Here is a 20508-nt window from a genome sequence, read left to right on the forward strand (position 1 = left end):
TGGAGGAATCCCGCAATGGCACTTGGCGGCAACCCGATCTTCAACGGAAAGAGTTTCCGTGGAGCCACCCAGGCACCGCCTGTCCCGCAGGCTCCCTATGGCGCTCCTTACGGGCAGCAGCCGTATGGCCAGGCACCCTATGGCCAGCAGCCGTATGGCCAGGCACCCTACGGCCAGCAGGGCTGGGGCACGCAGCCCCAGAGCATGACCGACGACCAGCTGCGCCAGATGTACAGCCAGCCGTCCGCCGGCCCCGCAGACACCGGCCGGATGACGTTCGACGACGTCATCATGAAGACCGCTGCATGCCTCGGTGCCGTGCTGGTGGGCGCCGCCATCACCCTCACTGTGGGCCTGCCGCTGGCCTCCATGCTGATGATTGTCGGAGCCCTGGGCGGCTTCGTGCTGGCCCTGGTGAACACCTTCAAGAAGCAGCCCTCACCGGCGCTGATCCTTGCCTACGCGGCCCTCGAGGGCCTCTTCCTCGGCGGCCTGACCAGGATCCTTGACACCATGTACCCGGGTGTTGGCCTGCAGGCAGTAATCGGCACGCTCTCGGTGTTCGCCGTGACACTGGTCCTCTTCAAGAGCGGCAAGGTCCGGGCCACACCGAAGGCAATGCGGTTCTTCATGATCGCCATCATCGGATACGCCCTGTTCTCCTTGGTCAACATGGTGCTGGTCTGGACTGGCGCCGTACAGAGCCCGTTCGGCCTGCGCACCAGCGTCGAAATCTTCGGCATCCCGCTGGGTGTCTTCATCGGCCTGCTGGCCATCGGTCTTGCGGCCTTCTCGCTGATCATGGACTTCACCAGCATTGAGGCGGGCGTCCGCAGCGGCGCCCCGCAGCGCTTCTCCTGGACAGCGGCCTTCGGCCTGACCGTCACACTGGTCTGGCTGTATGTGGAGATCATCCGCCTGCTGGCCATCCTGCGCGGCGACGACTAGCTACTCCGGCAATTTCCGCCGTCGTACGTTAAGCAACCGTGGGCCCCACCAAACTGGTGGGGCCCACGGCCGTTAAAGCGCGTTGATGCGGCGGGGAACAGGCTTAGGCGATGCGCATGGCTCCGGCGGCGGGGGTGACGGTAAAGATGTCCGGGGCTGCAAAGCCGGCGGCCGAGAAAGCCTTCACGACGGCGTCACGCACCTTCTGCTCGGCGGCCACGGGGGTCAGGGCGATCGCCGCTCCGCCGAAGCCGCCGCCCGTCATGCGCGCGCCGATGGCGCCAGAGGCGCGGGCGGTGTCCACTGCCAGGTCCAGCTCCGGGCATGAGATTTCGAAGTCGTCGCGCATGGAGGCATGGCTGGCGTCCAGCAGGGGACCGATGGCGCCCGCGCCGGGGCCGCCCAGGAGCTCGACGGTTTGAAGCACCCGGTCGTTCTCCGTGACCACATGCCGCACGCGACGGAAGGTGACCTCGTCCAGCAGCCCGCTGGCTTCCTCGAGGTCCGCCACTTCCAGGTCCCGCAGGGCCTTCACCCCCATTACCTCCGCGCCCAGCTCGCAGGATGCGCGCCGCGAGGCGTAACCCCCGTCGGCGTGCGAGTGTGACACCTTGGTGTCGATCACCAAGAGCACCAGGCCGGCGGGTTCGGTCTCAAACGGGACCAGTCGCGCCGCCTGGTCCCGGCAGTCCAGGAAGACTGCGTGGCCCTTTGAACCGCGCAGGGACGCGGACTGGTCCATGATCCCCGTGGGCGCCCCGACGAAGTCGTTTTCCGCCCGCTGGGTGGCCAGCACCATGTCCTCGGCCTTGAGCCCGGCGCCCGTCAGGTCATTCAGCGCGGTGATGACGGCGCATTCGATGGCGTGCGACGACGACAGGCCGGCACCGAGCGGCACGTTTGAGTCAAGGAGCAGATCCAGTCCGGGCACGTCGATGCCACGTTTCCGGAGGGCCCACATCACGCCCAGGGGGTACTTGGTCCAGCCTTTGGCCGTTCCGGGCTGCAGCGACTCCAGCGATGTGGTGACCACGCCCTGGTCACCGTAGGTGGACAACAGCCTGACGCCGGCATCTTCCCGGACGCCGACGGCCACCCGGGCGGTGCGGTCGATGGCGAAGGGCAGGACGAAGCCTTCGTTGTAATCCGTATGTTCGCCGATGAGGTTCACCCGTCCCGGCGCCTGCCATACGCCGTCGGGAGCGCTGCCGAACTCCTGCTCAAAGCGGCCGCCCAGATCCTGCAGCGCGGCAGCTGCGGCCTGGTTGTCGGCTTGGTTATGGGTGGTCACGCGGAGGCTCCTTCCGGGGTGGCTGCCAGGGCGGCAGCAGGCGCAGACGACGGCGGGACGGCAACATTGCGCAGCCGTTCCGCGACGCTTTCGGGCGTGGTGTCATTGATGAATGCGCCCATGGCTGCCTCCGATCCGGCCAGGTACTTCAGCTTATCGGCTGCCCTGCGCGGGGAGGTCAGCTGCAGGTGGAGGTAGCCAGCGGGACGCAGGACCTCATCCAGCGGTGCCTGGTGCCAGGCGGAGATGTAGGGAGTGGGCGTGGGGTACAGGGCGTCGACCCGTTTGAGCAGGTCCAGGTAGACCTGGGCGAGCTCATCCTTTTCCTCCCCGCCCAGGGCGGCGAGGTCGGGGACCTGGCGGTGCGGGACCAGGTGGATCTCCAGCGGCCACCGGGCGGCGAAGGGCACGTAGGCGCTGAAATGTCTCCCTTCCACCACCATCCTGCTGCCGTCCTCCCGCTCAGCGCGCAGCAGTGAACCGGTCAGGGTATCCCTGCCGTCCTTTGCGTCGTAGTACCTCCGCGCCGCCGCACCCAGGACGCCGGCGCGCGGCGTGACATAGGGGTAGGCGTAGATCTGCCCGTGCGGGTGATGCAGCGTCACCCCGATGTCGGCGCCCCGGTTCTCGAACGGGAAGACCTGCTTGACGCCCGCCATGGCACTGAGTGCAGCGGTGCGCTGCGACCACGCTTCAACCACGGTCCGGGACCGTTCCTGGCTCAGCCCGCTGAAGGATCCGGTGTGGTCCGGGGTAAAGGACACCACCTCGCAGCGACCGTACGCCGGGCCTTTCGTTCCCCACGCGGCATCCTCCGGGACTGGTCCCAGAGCCGGCCCCAGGGAGGGGAACCGGTTCTCGAAGACCACCACGTCATAGTCTGCAGCAGGAATTTCGGAAGCATTTCCGGGTGTGGTGGGACAGATGGGGCACTGGTCTGCCGGCGGCAAGTGGGTGCGGGCCTGGCGGTGTGCGGCGATGGCCACCCATTCGTCCGTCAGCGCATCGAAGCGGACCTCGCCCGGTTCCCCACGCGGCGGCAGGCCGCGGTGGTCGGTGGTGAGGTGTCCGGCGCGGGAGGTGCCGGTGCCGGCGTCGTCAAAATAGATCAGTTCCCGGCCGTCGGAGAGTGTGGTGCTCGTAATCCCTGTCATGCAAAAAGTCTGGCACAAACGATCAAAAATGAATAGTTAACAACAAAAAGTAACAGGAAGGGGATGCGGGTACGGCGCCGCCCGTTGTACGGTAATCCCCATGACTGCCTCTTCCGAACAGGGAACTTCCGCCCCTGCATCCGCAAGGTCGTGCGCCACCGGCCGGCAACACGAACTTCGGCGGGGTGACGCCGTGGCCGTGGTCACCGAGCTTGCCGCCGGACTCCGCTCTTTCAGCAGGGGCGGCGTCCTGCTGACCGAAACCTACGGTGATGGCGAAATCTCTCCCGGCGGGGCGGGCATCACGCTGGCACCCTGGGCCAACAGGGTGGAGGACGGGCAGTGGTTCCTCGACGGCAGGAAGCAGCAACTGGACATCACCGAAGTGTCCCGCAACAACGCCAGCCATGGCCTGCTGCGAAACACCGGCTACGCGGCCGTGGAGGAATCCCCACATGCCGTGGCGCTGGAGGCAGTGGTCTTCCCGCAGCACGGGTACCCCTTCCTGGTGCGGCACCGGGTCGATTACCAGCTTTCGGAAGACCTGGGGCTGCGGGTCCGGCAGACCCTGGCCAACGACGGTGCGGCAGCCGCTCCCTTCGTCCTGGGCGCGCACCCCTACCTGCGGGTCGGTGACGCCCCGGTGGAGCAGCTGCAGCTGACCGTTGCCGCCGATACCCGGCTGGTGACCGATGACCGCTTGATTCCGCGTAGTTCGGCCCCGGTTGACGGGGATGTTGATTTCCGTTCGGGGCGGCACATCGCGGACCTGGCAGTGGACGTTGCCCTGACTGACCTCCGCTTTGAGGGCGGCGTGGCCCGGCACACCCTCTCAGCGGCGGACGGCAGTGCGGTGTCGCTTTGGCAGGATGAATCCTGCCGGTACGTCCACATCTACGTGAGCACGGTGTATCCCGGCCGGGCCCGGGCAGTGGCAGTGGAGCCAATGACAGGGCCGGCCAATGCCTTCAAATCCGGTGACGGCCTCCGGTGGCTACAGCCGGGGGAGTCCTTCAGTATGGAATGGGGAATCGACTACACACCGCGCGCGGCCCAGTAGTTTGCATTGGGCCACCGCTGGGGAAGTATTGGGATATGACGCCAAAAGAGGACGACGTTACCCTTGCCCGCCCAGTACCGGCCCCCGCGCCCGCACCGGCCGCGGCTGCGCCCCTGCGGGTCCTGACCGACCGTGAACTGGACAAGGACATACCGTACGGCATCCGCATTGCGGCCTCCTGGTCGTGGCGGCTGGGCCTGATCCTCCTGATGGTGGGAACGCTGGTGTGGCTGCTCAGCCACATCACCCTCCTGATCATCCCGGTCATGGTGGCTGCGCTTCTCGCCGGACTCCTCAGCCCGGTGACGGCATGGCTGAAACGTCGGGGGCTGCCCGCAGGCCTGGCCGTCGCCGTGACCGTCCTGGGGTTCGTCGGCGTCATTGCCGGTGCGCTGACCCTGGTGGGCAGGCAGCTTGTCGTAGGTTTCAGCGAGCTTTATTCCCAGGCACTCGAAGGCGTGCGGCAGGTCCAGGACTGGCTCTCGGCGGGACCGCTGCACCTCACTGCAACTCAGATCGACCAGTACATCAAGGAAGCCACCGACGCGCTGCAGAACAACAGCAGCAGCATCCTCAGCGGTGCCCTCTCTTTCGGCAGCACCGCCGGGCACTTTGCCGCCGGCATGCTGCTCTCGCTGTTCATCCTCATCTTCTTCCTCCTGGAAGGAGACCGCATCTGGGCATTCCTGGTGAGGATGCTGCCCCGCAAGGCCCGGGCCGCCACGTTCGGCGCAGGCCGCAAGGGTTGGGCATCCATGGTCAGCTACGCACGCATCCAGATGTTCGTCGCCGCAGTGGATGCCACCGGAATCGGCGTCGGGGCTGCCATCATTGGCGTCCCGCTCGCGCTTCCCCTGGGCGTGCTGGTCTTCCTTGGCTCGTTCATCCCGGTCGTCGGGGCCCTGGTGACCGGCGTCGTCGCAGTCCTCCTGGCACTGGTGGCCAACGGCCCCGTCAACGCCCTGATCATGCTGGCAATCGTCCTGCTGGTCCAGCAGCTTGAGGGCCACATCCTGCAGCCCCTGGTCATGGGCAAGGCAGTGTCGCTCCATCCGGTGGCAGTAATCCTCAGCGTGGCGGCAGGCTCCTACCTTGCCGGCATTCCCGGAGCGCTGTTCTCCGTACCCATCCTGGCCGTAGCAAACTCGGCCGTTCGCTACATTGCCGCAAGAACGTGGGAACATGAACAGGTGCCGGTTATTGCCGGGAGGCCCATCACGGCCGGAGCAGGCGGAGACAACACCATCGAGGACGTTGTGCCGCCGTCTGCATCCGACGCCGGGAGCGGTCCGGCGGCCGGCACTCCATCCCAACACCGTGATGCCCGCACCGCCTCTACGGAAGGCACCGGGGCAGAACCCAGAGGAGAGTAGTCCGTGAAGATCCTTGAAACCCTTCCCGTCACACTGGACGATGTCCTTGAGGCGCAGAAGCTGCTCGACGGGATCATTGCGCGCACCCCCGTTGAATCGTCGCGGGCCCTGGGGGGCATGGTGGGCGGCGACGTCTATTTCAAATGCGAAAACCTCCAGCGCGCCGGCTCGTTCAAGGTACGCGGTGCCTATGTCCGGATGGCACGGCTCTCGCCCGAAGAGAAAAAACGTGGCGTGGTGGCAGCCTCGGCAGGCAACCACGCACAGGGTGTTGCGGTTGCTGCCAAGAGCCTTGGCATCAAGGCCCGGATCTACATGCCGCTGGGCGTCGCACTGCCCAAGCTTGCCGCCACGCGCAGCCACGGTGCCGAAGTCATCCTGCACGGTCACAACGTGGACGAGGCGCTCGCCGAAGCCCAGCGGTACAGCGATGAAACCGGCATGGTCTTCGTCCATCCGTTCGACAACGTGGACGTCGTGGCCGGCCAGGGCACCGTGGGCCTGGAGATCCTGGAGCAGGTTCCGAACGTTGACACCGTCCTGATGGGCGTGGGCGGCGGGGGGCTCCTGGCGGGGGTCGCCGTCGCCATCAAGGCCCGTGCAAAGGAACTCGGCCGGGAGATCCGCATCATCGGCGTCCAGGCGGAGAACGCCGCCGCCTACCCGCCTTCGCTTGCCGCTGACGCACTGGTGCCGCTGAAGAGGGTCTCCACCATGGCGGACGGCATCGCCGTGGGACGGCCGGGACAGCTGCCTTTCAGCATCATCCGCGAGCTGGTTGACGATGTGGTCACCGTCAGTGAGGACTCCCTGGCCCGTGCGCTGATCTTCCTCCTGGAACGGGCCAAGATGGTAGTGGAACCGGCGGGCGCCGTGGGGGTGGCAGCGCTCATGGACGGCAAGATCGAGAACCCCGGAACCACGGTGGCGGTCCTCTCCGGCGGCAACATCGACCCGATGCTGATGCTCAAGGTCATCCAGCGCGGCCTCTCCGCCGCAGGGCGTTACATGACCGTACGGATGATGCTCGACGACCGCCCGGGCTCGCTGGCAACCATTGCCCGTATCATCGCCGAAAACGATGCCAACGTCACCGGCCTGGACCACACCAGGGTGGGCGGATCCATCAGCATGGGCGACGTCTCCATTACCGTAAACCTGGAGACCAAAGGCCACCAGCACGGTGAGCAGGTCCTCAGCGCACTCCGTGCCGAGGGTTTCCAGCCGATCGTTGTGCATTAGGAGCGGCCATGGCCGGACTGGGTAACGGACTGACGGGCAACGGGGGCGTCCCCGGCCGGCAGGCTATCGCGTCGCGCGCCAAGGGTGGCCTGCTGGTGCTGGGTGGCTTCGTGGCCCTGTTGTTCGCCATCGAAGTGGCCAACACGCTGATGATGGGCGCACTCACGCGGACCTTCGGTCTGCGGCCCAGGAGCGCCGACGGGCTGCTGGACATCTTCACCTTCCCGCTCCTGCACGCCAACCTGAACCACCTGCTCTCCAACAGCCTGCCCTTGGTCATCTTCGGCTTCCTGGTGTTCCTTTCCGGGCTGCGCGTCTTCCTCACCGCGCTGGCCTTCAGCTGGCTGGGCAGCGGTTTGACGGTGTGGCTGATCGGCACCGGTGTCACGGTGGGCGCGTCAGGCCTGGTCTTTGGACTCTTCGCGTTCCTCCTGGTGCGTGGATTCTTCAACCGCAGCTGGCGGCAGATCCTGCTCGCGGTGGTCCTCTTCATGGGTTACGGAAGCATTCTGCTGGGTGCCCTGCCGTTTGTGGCAGGCTACGTGAGCTGGCAGGCACACCTGGGCGGCGCCGCCGGCGGGATAATCGCGGCCCTGCTGCTTCGTCCACGCGTCCCTGCGCTTCGTCGCCAGTTCTGAGCGCAGGTCCTGCCGCGCAGCCCCCGCGGCACAGACAGAAAAGCGGCGGCCGTCCCCTGTGGGGACAGCCGCCGCATTCGCCGCGCAGGCTTCCTGCTTTTCCTGGCGCTAGCCGGCATAGGGCTTGGCGGAGAGGATCTCCACCTTGATGTCCTTGCCGTTGGGCGCAACGTAGCTGAGGGTCTCGCCCTCCTTGTGCCCCAGGATGGCCGCACCAAGGGGGGACTTTTCGCTGAAGACATCCAGGTCTGAGTCGCCCGCGATCTCGCGCGACCCCAGCAGGAAGGTCTCTTCATCCCCGGCGATCCTGGCAACCACGAGCATGCCCGGCTCCACGATGCCGTCATCGGCAGGCGCTTCACCCACATGGGCGTCCCGGAGCAGCGCCGTCAGCTGGCGGATGCGGGCTTCAATTTTGCCCTGCTCCTCCTTGGCTGCGTGGTAGCCCCCGTTTTCCTTGAGGTCCCCCTCTTGCCGCGCTGCTTCAATCTTCTGGACGATCTCCGCCCGGCCTGCGCCGGAAAGGTGGTCCAGCTCTGCCTTCAGGCGGTCAAAAGCTTCCTGGGTAAGCCAGGCTGCAGATGCGCTGTTGGTGGTAGACACGGACTTCTCCTCTAGTGGTCCTACATGCAAAAGACCCCGCCACGGTGGCCACTTGTGGAACAGTAACCAGCTCAGCGGGGTAAAGGTATCTCTCCATTGTAGTCAATCCCTTGGAGATAACCCAACAAGCAAGCGTCGCACATCACATCTCTTACGGCGCGGCGCCGGGAATCCAGCAGCTGTCCACCACGCCGGATACGGACGCCGACTCCGTGCGCAAGGTGACGCGCTGGGCGACTGTCCTGCCGCCGTCGGGCGTTCCATCCGCCGCTGATGGCGGAACGTCCACCACTTTCCAACCCACCACCGCAAACTTGGAGTCCAGGGCCTTCACGGCGCACTTGACGGGGTTGGCCGGTTCCCTGGTCACCTGGAAGTCCACTTCCGCGAGCGTGGCATCGGTGGTGCTGTAACCCACGTCCTTGAACGTCACGCCCGAAAGCGAGTTGGACGTGGTCACCCAGGCCAGGAACCCGATTCCCGCAACCAGAGCGACACCGACGGCCGCCCGGGCGGCCCTGGGGGAGAGCCGGCGCTTTTTAGCACCATACCGATTGGCTAGGCTAGTGTCTGCGGGCACGGATTGGGCCGGCTGGTCCGGGGAAGTCACCAGACCAGTTTAGTGCCCTTTCCCCGGGCTCTTTGCGGTGGCTCCAGCTGCCACCCGGGAATGCACCCGCGATAAACATCCGAAAGCTGCCACAAGCCGCGCAAGACGAATAAGGAGCCGTCCTTTCCATGACAGCGTCCAGCAACTCCCAGGTGCCGCTCCGGCTGCTCGCGGTCCACGCCCACCCGGATGACGAATCCAGCAAGGGCGCTGCGACCATGGCGATGTATGCGGCTGCCGGCGTTGACGTCCTGGTGGCAACGTGCACGGACGGCTCCCGGGGCGACATCCAGAACCCCGCCATGGAAGGCGTGCCACATCCCAAACGCGACATGGCCGGCGCCCGCAGGCTGGAGATGCAGCGGGCCGCTGCCATCCTGGGCATCCGCCAGCGGTGGCTTGGCTTCGTTGACTCCGGCCTCCCCGAAGGCGACCCGCTCCCGCCCCTGCCGGCAGGCTCCTTTGCCACCCTGCCCCTGCAGCAGGCCGCGGCGCCGCTGGTGCGCCTGGTACGGTCCTTCAAGCCCCACGTGATCCTCAGCTATGACGAGAACGGCGGTTACCCCCACCCGGACCACATCATGGCGCACCGGGTGGCCGTGGAAGCCTTCGACGCCGCGGGCGACCCGGACCGTTATCCGGAGGCAGGGGAAGCCTGGGAGCCAAGCAAGCTCTACTACGACCGCGCCTTCAGCCCCGAGCGGTTCCGCGCGCTGCACTTCGCGCTGGAAGAGGCAGGTCTACAGTCTCCGTATGCAGAGCGCCTGGCGGCCTGGCTGGAGTCCGACGCCGAGGGGCACACTCCGCCCCCTGCCGCCCATCCCACGACCACGCAGGTGGACTGCGGCGACTTCTTCGAGATGCGCGACGACGCCCTCCGTGCGCACCAGACGCAAGTGGACCCGCTGGGGTTCTTCTTCGCAGTCTCGCCGGACATGCAGCGGCGGGTCTGGCCCTGGGAAGACTATTCCCTGATCCACTCCCGGGTGCCGTCCGAACTCCCCGAGAAGGACCTGTTTGCAGGGCTAAGATAGACAGGCAGGCCATTTCTATCTTGCGTAGAAGACAGGCGCGGCGACAGGCCGTTCCTTCCGCATCCTGCTGCATCCGTTCCACCAGAAGGTATTAACCGTGCATTCTCTGCTCCTCAGCCTCGCCACTACGCCGAGCCCGCTGCCCACTCCGACGCTCCGGGACGGAATTTCCGAGGACCAGGTCACGCCGGGCCTCCTGGGGTTCATCATGACGGCCTTTTTCGTCGTGGCCACCGCCCTGCTCATTGTGGACATGGTGCGGCGAATCCGCAGGGTCCGCTACCGGGCGCAGGTGGAGGAAGAGCGCCTGGCGGCCGCTGCCGCCGCCGACATTGACGCCGCGGACGCCCAGGACGGGCTCGACGGCGGCACGCACCCGGCAGCGCCGGACGCCAAGGGAAACGGCCCGGCCGACGGCGTTTCGCGGCCCCGCGAGTAGGGGAATTCCGCGCGGGAACCGCCTTAGGCGAGGACCGCCAGGGCGATCGCGACGAAGTGTGCCGCGAAGGCAAACACGGTGAACGCATGGAACAGTTCGTGGAAGCCGAAGTGGTAGTAGCTGAAATTCGGCTTCTTCAACGCGTAAAAGACAGCGCCTGTGATGTAGAGGACGCCGCCCACGCAGATCAGCACGGCCGCGGGAATGCTGGCCTGGAAAAATTGCGGCAGGTAGAAGAGCGCGCCGCAGCCCAGTGCGATGTAGATGGGAACGTAGAGCCAGCGCGGAGCATCAGTCCACAGCAGCCGGAACAGCACACCAAGGATGGCACCGGACCAGATGACCCACAGGAGCACCACCGCCTGCTGGCGTTCCAGGAGCGTCCATGCCAATGGCGTGTAGGTGCCGGCGATCACCAGCATGATGTTGGTATGGTCCAGCCGCTTCAGGACCAACTTGACCCGCGGGGACCAGTTGCCGCGGTGGTAAACGGCGCTGACACCGAACAACAAAACGCCCGTGGCGGCGTAGACGGCAGACGTGATCCGACGGTCAACCGTGGGGGCGAGGACCACCAGGATAATCCCGGCAGCGAGTGCCAGCGGGGCCGTGACGGTGTGGATCCAACCGCGCCACTTGGGCTTGATCATCAGTAGTTCCGCCAGGCGGACCGCGGCGTCATCCACTGCGCTGGGCTCCGGATCCGAACCGGCGTTTCTGTCCTCCGGCCGGGGCGCCGGGGAAGCCTGCGAAGAGTCGCTGTTCATGGCACCAGAATAACTTACGGAGCAGTAAGTTACCGCTCGGTAACTTCTATGGCTGTCCGTCCACCGGTGCTGCCCGTCCCGGAGTGCCGCGGGCGGTAGCCTAGGATGTGGATGTACGTACGGCAGGAAAGTCAGGTGAGTGGACGCGTGGAGTTGCCCGGGTTCCTCTATGGCTATTACGAGCGCCGGCTGCTCAAGGACCTTCCGCGCGACCGCATTCCCCGCCACATCGGTGTCATGGTGGACGGCAACCGGCGGTGGGCCAAGCAGTTCAACGCCCCCACCGCCCAGGGCCACCAGGCCGGAGCGGACAAGATCCACGAATTCCTGGGCTGGTGCCAGGAGCTGGGCGTCAAAGTGGTGACGCTGTACATGCTCTCCACCGACAACATGAACCGCTCCAGTGAGGAACTGGACCTCCTGATGGGGATCATCGCCAACACCCTGGACCGGCTGGACGAAGACGCCAACATCTCCGTGCACGCCATGGGCGCCCCCGAACTGCTGCCGGACTACCTGGCCGAGCGGCTGAACAAACTCACCGCCAGGACACCTGTCCGGGAAAAGATCCATGTCAACGTGGCCGTGGGATACGGGGGCCGCCGGGAAATTGTCGACGCCGTCCGCGAACTCCTGCACGACGCAGTCGCCAAGGGCATGGACATCTCAAAGCTCGCCGATGACCTGTGCGTCGATGACATCTCGCGCTTCCTGTACACGCGCGGCCAGCCGGATCCGGACCTGGTCATCAGGACGTCCGGGGAGCAGCGCCTTTCCGGCTTCCTGATGTGGCAGAGCGCCTACAGCGAGTTCTACTTCTGCGAGGCGCTGTGGCCGGCGTTCCGCAAGGTGGACTTCCTCCGCGCCCTCCGCGATTATGCGGGCCGGCAGCGCCGTTTTGGCGCCTGAATCCTGCCGTTCATAACGAGTTCATACATACGCCAGAGAAATCGCCGACAAATGGTTGCGGAAATGACCTGCGGTGGATTTACGTTATATCCATCAGCAGGCAAAACCGCCGGCTGATCGGGGAGGCCAGTACATGGAGCGAAACATCGCACCGGTTGTATGGGAGGCCGGACCCGGCCTCGTGGCCGAGCCGCCTCACCAATAACAAATCCGGGCTGGCGCCCGGGGCTGGAGTCGATGTGGCTACTTCTGAACAACTGCCCGAGGTCCTGGCTGGACAGGGCGGAAAAGCTACCTCTCGCGCCATGCGAGCCACCTCTGTGACCGGCGCAGCAACTGATGCTGCGGCCGGTTTTGCTGTCTCCGGAAGGGAAGCCGACATCCACACCTTCGTCATCGACACCTCCGTCCTGCTCTCCGATCCCCGCGCACTCCTGCGGTTCGCCGAACATGAAGTTGTCGTCCCCGTCGTGGTCATCACCGAACTCGAAGCCAAGCGGCACGACCCGGAACTCGGTTACTTCGCCCGGAATGCCCTGCGGCTCCTGGACGACCTCCGGGTCAAGCACGGCGGCCTGAACCAGCCCCTTCCCATCGGCGACGAGGGCGGCACCCTCATGGTGGAACTGAACCACATCTCCGCGGAGGTCCTGCCGCTGGGGTTCCGCAGCGGCGATAACGACAGCCGCATCCTCGCCGTCGCCAAGAACCTGGCCAACGAGGGACGCAACGTCACGGTGGTCTCCAAGGACCTGCCCATGCGCGTCAAAGCCTCCGCCATGGGGCTCACGGCCGATGAATACCGCAACGAACTGGTCAAGGACTCCGGCTGGACGGGCGTCGCGGAAATCGACGCGGACGAACAGGAGATCGCCACCCTCTACGGCCACGAACCGGTCTTCATCCCCGCCGCCGCCGAACTGCCCGTCAACACCGGGCTGGTGCTGCTCTCCAACCGCGGCTCCGCCCTGGGCCGGGTGGGCGCCGACAAGCAGGTCCGCCTCGTCAAGGGTGACCGCGACGTGTTCGGCCTCCACGGCCGTTCGGCCGAGCAGCGGCTGGCCATCGACCTGCTGATGGATCCGTCGGTGGGCATCGTTTCCATGGGAGGCCGCGCCGGCACCGGAAAGTCGGCGCTGGCCCTGTGCGCGGGCCTTGAGGCCGTGCTGGAACGACGCGAACACCGTAAGGTGATCGTCTTCCGGCCCCTTTACGCAGTGGGCGGCCAGGAACTCGGCTACCTGCCGGGCTCGGAGTCCGAGAAAATGAACCCGTGGGCGCAGGCGGTCTTTGACACCCTCGGCGCCCTGGTCAGCCAGGAAGTGGTGGAAGAGGTCATGGACCGGGGCATGCTCGAGGTCATGCCCCTCACCCACATCCGCGGCCGTTCCCTCCACGACGCCTTCGTGATCGTCGACGAGGCCCAGTCCCTCGAAAAGAACGTCCTCCTCACCGTCATGAGCCGGATCGGCCAGAACTCCAAGATCGTGCTCACCCACGACGTCGCCCAGCGCGACAACCTCCGCGTGGGACGCCACGACGGAATTGCCGCCGTCGTCGAAACCCTGAAAGGACACCCGCTCTTCGGCCACGTCACCCTCACCCGCTCCGAAAGGTCCCCAATCGCGGCCCTTGTGACGGAACTGCTCGAAGGATAGCGGGGGTGCGTGGGGCACCCTTCCTCTGCGTGCTGGCTCGTTCCTCGCCTTTGACGCACGCTGCCGGAAGGCTGCCCCACGCCCGCAGCCACGGACGGGCACTCAACGCACGCTGAGGAACCTGGCTGCCGCCTCGTGGCCCTCTACCTTTAGCTGCCAGTCCGGGCGGTTGAGGGTTTCCGGGCTGAGGCGGACGTGCTGGAGTGTTTCGACATTGGTGCCCCAGGCCTTCCGGCTGGTGCCGTTCAGTTCGTAGCCGAGGGAACGGGATACGCCCAGGGACGCGCTGTTCCAGGCGGCGGCCTCGGATTCGGCGACTTGGGCGCCAAGCCGGTCAAAGGCCCACAGGACGACGGCGGCACGCATCTCCCTGCCCAGTCCCCGGCCTTGGACGGACTGCTTGAGCCAGGATCCGGTGGTGACGGTCTTCAGCACCGCAAAGTCCTTGGCACCCACGTCCTGGCACCCGATGAACTGCCCTTCGTGCCAGATTCCCAGGAGGAGCGTCCAGTCTTCGGGAGTGAACCCAGCGCGGCAGCGCCACTACCAGCGGGCCATGTTGGGGCCCAGTTCGTCGTCGGCCAGCTCTGTCCACGGCGTGCTGAACGGGTTCCTGGCGGCATCGTGGATTCCGCTGCGTGCGGCGTCCACCGCTGCCGGGATGTCCTGGTCAGTGATGGGCCGGAGCTCCAGCCGGGGCGTGGTCAGCCTCAGGTCGAAAAGGGGCCAGATGGAGCTCATCGTCGTCATCCGCGAAGCCTAGCCGACCAGCGCCGGCGCGGCGTGTCACGCTCAGGCGGGAATGTCCCAGCTGATGTGCCGGCGGACATCGGTGAGGTTCATGGACTCGGCCAGGAACAGATCGTCCAGCATGTACTCATCCACGGCGATGATCCGGATCCAGTGGCCATACCCTTCCGTCTCCGGCTCCAGCGACCGGCTGGATACGCAGACGCCGGTGCCCCTGTCCACGCGGAGGAGGGAACGGCCGGGGAGACACAGGGGAGTGGCAGGGTCGGCGGGGCGGTAGGCGGCGTTGGGGACCACCACCGCTTCAATGACGGGCCGGCCTTCGTGGTCGGCATACCCCACCTCCCGGATGTCCAGCGCATTGCTGCCCGGAAACTCGATGGGTACCGGAGCGTTTCCCGCGAGCTCCACGGGGTCCAGCGCAGCCGAGAAGCGGCCATTGCCAAAACCGGGTTCCCCGTAGGCGGCCTCGGGCCGACGGCGGACCAGGCCGCCGTCGTCGTACACAGGGGTGACCAGATGTGGAGGGAGGAGCCAGGACTTGCGGGTGGCACTGACATAGAACACATCGCGGGAATCGTTAATCCCCGTGGTGCTGTGCAGGACCATGCGTTCGGGGCTTTCCAGGCGAAGTGCGCCCGGACGGCGCAGCCAGGCACGGACGAAGGGGGCGCCGGGAGCGGGGGCTGACGCAAAAGCCTGGTCCCAGTACTCAAACCGCAGCGACTGCCACTTCCAGGGGGAGGACCGGCACAGGTTCCGGAACACTGCCGCCAGGTCTGCGGCGGCAGGAGGGTCCGGAACCGGGCTGCGCCGGGAGTCCCAGGTCGACATATCCACATTTTACGCGGGAGCGCTACGGGGGGAATGGGTGGATCCAGTAGCATCCGAGGGGTGATCGGACGACTCGGTGAACTCTGGCAGCACACCCCGCTTGCCTTCTGGCTGGTCCTGGCGGCCTGCCTCTACTTTGCGGTGATGGCGGTCCGGCTGACCGTCATTGACGTCCGGCACCACCTCCTGCCCAACCGGATCGTCTTTCCGTCCTACGCGGTGGCCGGGGTCCTCCTCCTGGCGGCGGCCGCCGTCGCCTGGGCCAGCCCACTTCCGGCCGGTGACGGCAACGGGATCCTGGCAGCTCCTGCCCTCCGCGTGGTGGCCGGGGCCGGGATCCTGTGGCTGTTCTACTTCATCCTCCGGTTCGTCTATCCGCCGGGCATGGGGTTCGGCGACGTCAAACTCGCGGGAGTGCTCGGCATGTACCTTGGGTACCTCAGCTGGGGGCACCTGTTCGCGGGCACCTTCCTGGCCTTCCTGCTGGGCGGGCTGTGGTCCCTGGCCCTCCTTGCCGCCCGGCGGGGAACCTTGAAATCATCCATCCCCTTCGGGCCGTTCATGCTCGCCGGGGCCGCGGCCGCCATGCTGCTTCCCGCCTGAGCCGCGGGGTGTTCGGCTTGGGCGTTGGATAAGGTGGCCCTATGCCTGCACCCGAATACGTCCTGAAGCTGCGCAAGAAAATCGGCAACGACCCCCTCTGGGTTCCCGGCGTACGGGGCGTGGTGGTGGATGACTCGGGCCGGATCCTGCTGGCCCAGCGGGCGGACAACCGCCAGTGGGCGCTTGTCAGCGGCATGCTGGACCCCGGGGAGCAGCCGGCCCGCGGCCTGATTCGTGAGATCTTCGAGGAAACGGCAGTCGTGGCCGAGGCCGAGCGCGTGGTGTCCGTGGGCACGGTAGGTCCGGTCACGTATCCCAACGGCGACGTCTGCGAATTCCTGGACGTGGTGTTCCTATGCCGCTACGTGTCCGGCGAAGCCAGGGTCAATGACGACGAATCCCTGGCCGTCGGCTGGTTCACCCTTGACTGCCTTCCCGACCTGATGCCCGGGCACCTCACCAGCATCCGGCAGGCGCTGGCCCCCTCCGCAGCCGTCCACTTCGAGCCGTAGCGGCCGAAGCGAGGGAGGCTTAAACGAAACAGGGGCGCCGCAACCCCCAAGATTGCGGCGACCCTGTTGGTCTCTTCCGTCCGGGCCGTCAACGGCCCTGGGAAACCAGTTCGCCGTCGTCGTCCTTCACCACGTCCCCCTCACGCCCAGCGTCCGCGGCGCCGGCAGCGGTGCCAGGAAGCCCGGCGGCGAGCCGCTCGGCTTCCTCGCCGCCTACTGCCTCCCCGCGCGCCACCATACCCGCGGTGTCCGACAATGGGATCTGCTTCAGCGTGAGGGCCAGGAGCAGCGCAACGGCGATGAAGGGGAGCAGGTACCAGAACACCGGGGCCAGGGAATCGGCGTACGCGTTCACGATGGCGTCCCGCAGCTGTTCCGGGAGCTGGCTCAGGGCCTGCGGGTCCAGTGTGCGGGTTGACTGGCCCGCCTGCTCGGCGGAGGCTCCCGCTCCCGTGAATGCCTTTGTGAGGGCTTCGGACAGCCGCGTGGTGAAGATCGAGCCGAACACAGCCACGCCCATCGCGGCACCCACCTCGCGGAAGTAGTTGTTGGTGCTGGTGGCGGTGCCGATCTGGTCCGCCGGGACCGAGTTCTGGACCACCAGGACCACCACCTGCATGATCAGGCCCAGGCCTGCGCCGAACACGAACAGTTGGAGGCAGATGACCCAGATGGGGGTGCTGGCGGCGAGCGTGGTCATCCAGAGCATGGCCGCCATGGTGAAGACGGCGCCCAGGATGGGGAACATCTTGTATTTTCCGGTCTTGGAGATCCGGATGCCTGAGTAGATGGAGGTGCCCATGAGGCCGGCCATCATGGGAAGCATCAGCAGACCGGATTCGGCAGCGGAGGTACCGGAGGACATCTGCAGGAACGTGGGCACGAAGGCAATGGCGGAGAACATGCCCAGGCCCAGCGTGAACCCAATGGCAGTGGCATTGATGAAGATCCGGTTCCGGAACAGGCTGAGCGGGATGATGGGGTCCTCGGCGCGGCGCTCCACCATCACGAAAGCGGCCGCAGAAACCAGCAGGCCCGCACCAAAGGCCCAAGTGAGGGGGGAGTCCCAGCCCTCGTCCTTCTTGCCGCCGAAGTCGGTGAAGAAGATCAGACAGGTGGTTGCGGCGGAGAGCAGGATGACGCCGAGGACATCGATCCGCTTTTCGGCCTTTTTGTTCGGCAGGGTGAGGGCAAACCAGGCAATGGCGAAGGCGGCGATCCCGACCGGGATGTTGATGTAGAACGCCCACTCCCAGCTGAGGTGGTCCACGAAGAAGCCGCCCAGCAGCGGGCCGGCCACGGCGGAGAGGCCGAAGATGGCACCAAGCGGGCCCATGTACTTGCCGCGCTCCTTGGCGGGAACGATGTCGGCGATGATCGCCTGGGAGAGGATCATGAGACCGCCGCCGCCCAGGCCCTGGATGGCGCGGAAGATGACGAAGCCCCAGAAATCGCTGGCCAACGCGCAGCCCACCGACGCCACAGTGAAGAGTGCGATGGCTACCAGGAACAGGTTGCGCCGGCCCAGGATGTCACCGAACTTGCCGTAGATGGGCATGACGATGGTGGTGGCCAGCAGGTAGGCGGTGGTGATCCAGGCCTGGTGCTCCACCCCGCCGAGCTTGCCCACGATGGTGGGCATGGCCGTGGAGACGATGGTCTGGTCCAGGCTGGACAGGAGCATTCCGGCGATCAGCGCGGAAAAGATGATCCAGATGCGTTTTTGCGTCAACAGCAGCCGCCCAGCCGGCGCCTTGGTGGTGGCGGTACTCATGATTGTCCTTTTGCGGCGGTGGTGTCAGGGAGGTCGAACGGTTGTGAAAACAGGACGCTGGCGGCGGAGATGTTCTCCAGCAGCAGGTCCGGGTAGCTGCGGGTATTGCCGTCAGAGAAGTAGGCCATGCTGCTTTTGCGCGCGATAGTGCTGAGCAGGACAACGGCCATCTGCACCACTGGGTGGTCCGGCGCCACGCCTTCACGCCTGGCGACGTCCCGGGCGAACTGGGCTTCGCGCTGTTCCGTGACCCCGATGATTTTCAGGATGAGCTGCGGTTCCTTTTTGACGACCCCGATCAGCTGCCGGGTTTCTTCCTCGGACTCCGTCATTCCTTCGGCCAGGCGCAGGGAGAGCCGGACCAGGTCGCTGAACAGGGTGGGCGAAATTTCGCCGGCGCGGGAGCCGGCGGCACCGGCCACGAATTCCTCGATGACATCGGCCGGAACGTCGTCCTCGGCGTGGCCGATGATGGCGTCTTCCTTGGTGGGGAAGTAGTTGAAGAAGGTCCGGCGCGAAATCCCGGCCGCTTCGCAGACTTCCTCCACGGTGTAGCCGTTGAGGCCCTTTTCGGAGGTAAGGGCGCGCGCGGCGGAGGTGATGGCGCTCCGGGTGGCCGTCCGCTTGCGCTCGCGCAGGCCGTCAGAAGTTGCACTATCAGTCACAAAGTAAAGTTTTGTACTCTTTCTAAAAGAGTGCAACTTAGGCCAGGCCCCTCGCGGTTGCTTAAAGTACGACGGCGGCCGCCCGCCTCCGTTGGGAAGGTGGGCGGCCGCCGTCGGGCGCTGAGTGCTTTTACGCCTTGTGTGCCGGGGCCGTCATGGTGGTGACATCCAGTGCCTTGTCGAGGTCGGCCTCGGAAACCTTGCCCTCGCCTTCGCCGACAAAGCCGAGCTTCTCGGTGGCCTGGCGGATGGTCAGGCCCTCCTTGACGGCGGTCTTGGCGATCTTGGCGGCGTTCTCGTAGCCGATGTACTTGTTCAGCGGCGTCACGATCGAGGGGGAGGCTTCGGCCAGGAAGCGGGCGCGCTCCACGTTGGCGGTGATGCCGTCGATCATCTTGTCCGCCATGACGCGGCTGGTGTTGGCCAGCAGGCGGATGGACTCGAGCAGGTTGGCGGCCATGACCGGGATGCCGACGTTGAGCTCGAAGGCGCCGTTGGTGCCGGACCAGGCGATGGCGGTGTCGTTGCCGATGACCTGGGCGGCCACCATGATGGAGGCCTCGCAGATCACCGGGTTGACCTTGCCGGGCATGATCGAGGAGCCGGGCTGCAGGTCCGGGAGGGCGATTTCGCCCAGGCCCGTGTTGGGGCCGGAGCCCATCCAGCGGAGATCGTTGTTGATCTTCATGAAGGAGATGGCGATGTTGCGCAGCTGGCTGGAGGCTTCGATCAGGCCGTCGCGGTTGGCCTGGGCCTCGAAGTGGTCGCGGGCCTCGGTCAGCGGCAGGCCGGTGTCCGTGGCGAGCAGCTCGATGACGCGCTCGGGGAAACCGGCGGGTGTGTTGATGCCGGTGCCCACGGCGGTGCCGCCAAGGGGAACCTCTGCAACCCGGGGGAGCGAGGCGTTGATGCGCTCGATGCCGTAGCGGACCTGCGCAGCGTAGCCGCCGAACTCCTGGCCCAGGGTCACCGGGGTGGCGTCCATGAGGTGGGTGCGGCCCGACTTGACGACGTCCTTGAACTCAACAGCCTTGCGCTCCAGCGACTCTGCCAGGTAGCCCAGGGCGGGGATGAGGTCGTTGATCAGCGCGGAGGTGGCGGCAACGTGGACGGACGTGGGGAACACGTCGTTCGAGGACTGCGATGCGTTGACATGGTCGTTGGGGTGGACCACCTTGTCGCTGCCCGCAGCCTTCAGCGCGCGCGTCGCCAGCTCGGCCAGGACCTCGTTGGTGTTCATGTTCGAGGACGTGCCGGAACCGGTCTGGAAAACGTCGATGGGGAAGTCGCCGTCGTACTTGCCGGTGGCCACCTCATCGGCTGCGCCTGCAATCGCCTTGGCCAGCTCGCCGTCGAGCACGCCCAGTTCTGCGTTGGCCTGGGCAGCGGCCTTCTTGACCCGGGCCAGCGCCTCGATGTGGGTGCGCTCCAGGGTCTTGCCGGAGATGGGGAAATTCTCTACTGCCCGCTGCGTCTGCGCGCGGTACAGTGCGTTCACGGGGACGCGGACTTCGCCCATCGTGTCATGTTCAATGCGGAACTCTTCAGTGGAAGTCATGGGGCTAGCTTATGGCGATCCGGCGCCCCATCGAAAACCGTTAAGGAAGCGTTGCCGGCGGTCCGCGGGACCGCCGGCGTACGGCC

General features: G+C 66.1%; 20 protein-coding genes and 1 pseudogene. 11 read left to right on the forward strand and 10 right to left on the reverse strand.

Translation table 11 applies throughout. The features are described from left to right. Window positions 1–15: 15 nt before the first annotated feature. Window positions 16–948 (forward strand): Bax inhibitor-1/YccA family membrane protein, encoded by a 933-nt coding sequence (locus ACTHQS_RS01215; protein ID WP_440165349.1) that lies wholly within the window; start codon window positions 16–18, stop codon window positions 946–948. A 103-nt stretch (window positions 949–1051) separates the two neighbouring features. Here the strand turns inward: ACTHQS_RS01215 and galK are convergent, their stop codons facing one another. Continuing rightward, window positions 1052–2239: a galactokinase gene (galK, locus tag ACTHQS_RS01220; protein ID WP_440165351.1), complete on the reverse strand. Its 1188-nt coding sequence runs from the start codon at window positions 2237–2239 to the stop codon at window positions 1052–1054. Continuing rightward, window positions 2236–3393, reverse strand: coding sequence for a galactose-1-phosphate uridylyltransferase (gene galT / locus ACTHQS_RS01225; RefSeq protein ID WP_440165353.1), 1158 nt, complete (start codon window positions 3391–3393; stop codon window positions 2236–2238). Before galT ends, galK begins: the two co-directional genes overlap by 4 nt. A 100-nt stretch (window positions 3394–3493) precedes the next feature. Between galT and ACTHQS_RS01230 the strand changes: the two genes are divergently transcribed. Genes ACTHQS_RS01230 through ACTHQS_RS01245 form a run of 4 tightly spaced genes read left to right on the forward strand, consistent with a single transcriptional unit; the run spans window position 3494 to window position 7706 of the window. Next, window positions 3494–4453: an aldose 1-epimerase family protein gene (locus ACTHQS_RS01230; RefSeq protein ID WP_440165354.1), complete on the forward strand. Its 960-nt coding sequence runs from the start codon at window positions 3494–3496 to the stop codon at window positions 4451–4453. Between the two features lie 35 nt (window positions 4454–4488). Next, window positions 4489–5826 (forward strand): AI-2E family transporter, encoded by a 1338-nt coding sequence (locus ACTHQS_RS01235; protein ID WP_440165356.1) that lies wholly within the window; start codon window positions 4489–4491, stop codon window positions 5824–5826. A 3-nt stretch (window positions 5827–5829) separates the two neighbouring features. Next, window positions 5830–7068 carry a threonine ammonia-lyase gene (gene ilvA / locus ACTHQS_RS01240; protein ID WP_440165359.1) on the forward strand — a complete coding sequence of 413 codons (1239 nt, stop codon included), beginning with the start codon at window positions 5830–5832 and terminating at the stop codon, window positions 7066–7068. Window positions 7069–7076: 8 nt separating this feature from the next. Then, entirely contained in the window at window positions 7077–7706 is a 630-nt protein-coding gene (locus tag ACTHQS_RS01245) for a rhomboid family intramembrane serine protease (protein ID WP_440165361.1), read from the forward strand. A gap of 108 nt (window positions 7707–7814) precedes the next feature. Here the strand turns inward: ACTHQS_RS01245 and greA are convergent, their stop codons facing one another. Continuing rightward, entirely contained in the window at window positions 7815–8309 is a 495-nt protein-coding gene (gene greA, locus ACTHQS_RS01250) for a transcription elongation factor GreA (RefSeq protein ID WP_440165363.1), read from the reverse strand. A gap of 151 nt (window positions 8310–8460) precedes the next feature. Next, window positions 8461–8919, reverse strand: a complete 459-nt coding sequence (locus ACTHQS_RS01255) for a DUF4307 domain-containing protein (RefSeq protein WP_440165365.1) — start codon at window positions 8917–8919, stop codon at window positions 8461–8463. A 128-nt stretch (window positions 8920–9047) separates the two neighbouring features. On the opposite strand from ACTHQS_RS01255, the gene mca reads away from it, so the two are divergent. Beyond that, entirely contained in the window at window positions 9048–9953 is a 906-nt protein-coding gene (gene mca / locus ACTHQS_RS01260) for a mycothiol conjugate amidase Mca (RefSeq protein WP_440165366.1), read from the forward strand. Window positions 9954–10050: 97 nt separating this feature from the next. Next, a complete protein-coding gene (locus ACTHQS_RS01265) occupies window positions 10051–10392 on the forward strand; it encodes a hypothetical protein (protein ID WP_440165368.1) in 342 nt (113 codons plus the stop codon). A 23-nt stretch (window positions 10393–10415) separates the two neighbouring features. Here the strand turns inward: ACTHQS_RS01265 and trhA are convergent, their stop codons facing one another. After that, entirely contained in the window at window positions 10416–11159 is a 744-nt protein-coding gene (trhA, locus tag ACTHQS_RS01270) for a PAQR family membrane homeostasis protein TrhA (RefSeq protein ID WP_440165370.1), read from the reverse strand. Window positions 11160–11306: 147 nt separating this feature from the next. Between trhA and ACTHQS_RS01275 the strand changes: the two genes are divergently transcribed. Beyond that, window positions 11307–12068, forward strand: coding sequence for an isoprenyl transferase (locus ACTHQS_RS01275; protein WP_141161648.1), 762 nt, complete (start codon window positions 11307–11309; stop codon window positions 12066–12068). Between the two features lie 239 nt (window positions 12069–12307). Next, a complete protein-coding gene (locus ACTHQS_RS01280; protein WP_440165371.1) occupies window positions 12308–13726 on the forward strand; it encodes a PhoH family protein in 1419 nt (472 codons plus the stop codon). A gap of 102 nt (window positions 13727–13828) precedes the next feature. On the opposite strand, the pseudogene ACTHQS_RS01285 reads toward ACTHQS_RS01280, so the two are convergent. Both ACTHQS_RS01285 and ACTHQS_RS01290 read right to left on the reverse strand, forming a co-directional pair. Then, window positions 13829–14476 (reverse strand): annotated as a pseudogene (locus tag ACTHQS_RS01285) (GNAT family N-acetyltransferase). A 42-nt stretch (window positions 14477–14518) separates the two neighbouring features. Continuing rightward, window positions 14519–15310, reverse strand: coding sequence for a hypothetical protein (locus tag ACTHQS_RS01290; protein ID WP_440165373.1), 792 nt, complete (start codon window positions 15308–15310; stop codon window positions 14519–14521). 60 nt (window positions 15311–15370) lie between these two features. Here ACTHQS_RS01290 and ACTHQS_RS01295 point away from each other — a divergent pair, with 60 nt between their 5' ends. After that, window positions 15371–15913, forward strand: coding sequence for a prepilin peptidase (locus ACTHQS_RS01295; RefSeq protein WP_440165375.1), 543 nt, complete (start codon window positions 15371–15373; stop codon window positions 15911–15913). A gap of 41 nt (window positions 15914–15954) precedes the next feature. Next, window positions 15955–16425: an NUDIX hydrolase gene (locus ACTHQS_RS01300; RefSeq protein WP_440165378.1), complete on the forward strand. Its 471-nt coding sequence runs from the start codon at window positions 15955–15957 to the stop codon at window positions 16423–16425. Window positions 16426–16513: 88 nt separating this feature from the next. Here the strand turns inward: ACTHQS_RS01300 and ACTHQS_RS01305 are convergent, their stop codons facing one another. The 3 genes from ACTHQS_RS01305 to ACTHQS_RS01315 form a co-directional block, all read right to left on the reverse strand. Beyond that, complete coding sequence (locus tag ACTHQS_RS01305; RefSeq protein WP_440165380.1) at window positions 16514–18199, reverse strand: MDR family MFS transporter; 1686 nt, start codon at window positions 18197–18199, stop codon at window positions 16514–16516. Further along, the gene (locus ACTHQS_RS01310) at window positions 18196–18864 is read right to left on the reverse strand and encodes a TetR/AcrR family transcriptional regulator (RefSeq protein WP_440165382.1); all 669 of its coding nucleotides are present in this window, start codon (window positions 18862–18864) and stop codon (window positions 18196–18198) included. The genes ACTHQS_RS01305 and ACTHQS_RS01310 overlap by 4 nt, the downstream gene beginning before the upstream one ends. Window positions 18865–18994: 130 nt before the next feature. Beyond that, complete coding sequence (locus ACTHQS_RS01315) at window positions 18995–20422, reverse strand: class II fumarate hydratase (RefSeq protein ID WP_440165384.1); 1428 nt, start codon at window positions 20420–20422, stop codon at window positions 18995–18997. Window positions 20423–20508: the final 86 nt, after the last annotated feature.

Source organism: Arthrobacter sp. SAFR-044, from assembly GCF_051965175.1.
In the GTDB taxonomy this organism is placed as follows: Bacteria; Actinomycetota; Actinomycetes; order Actinomycetales; family Micrococcaceae; genus Arthrobacter.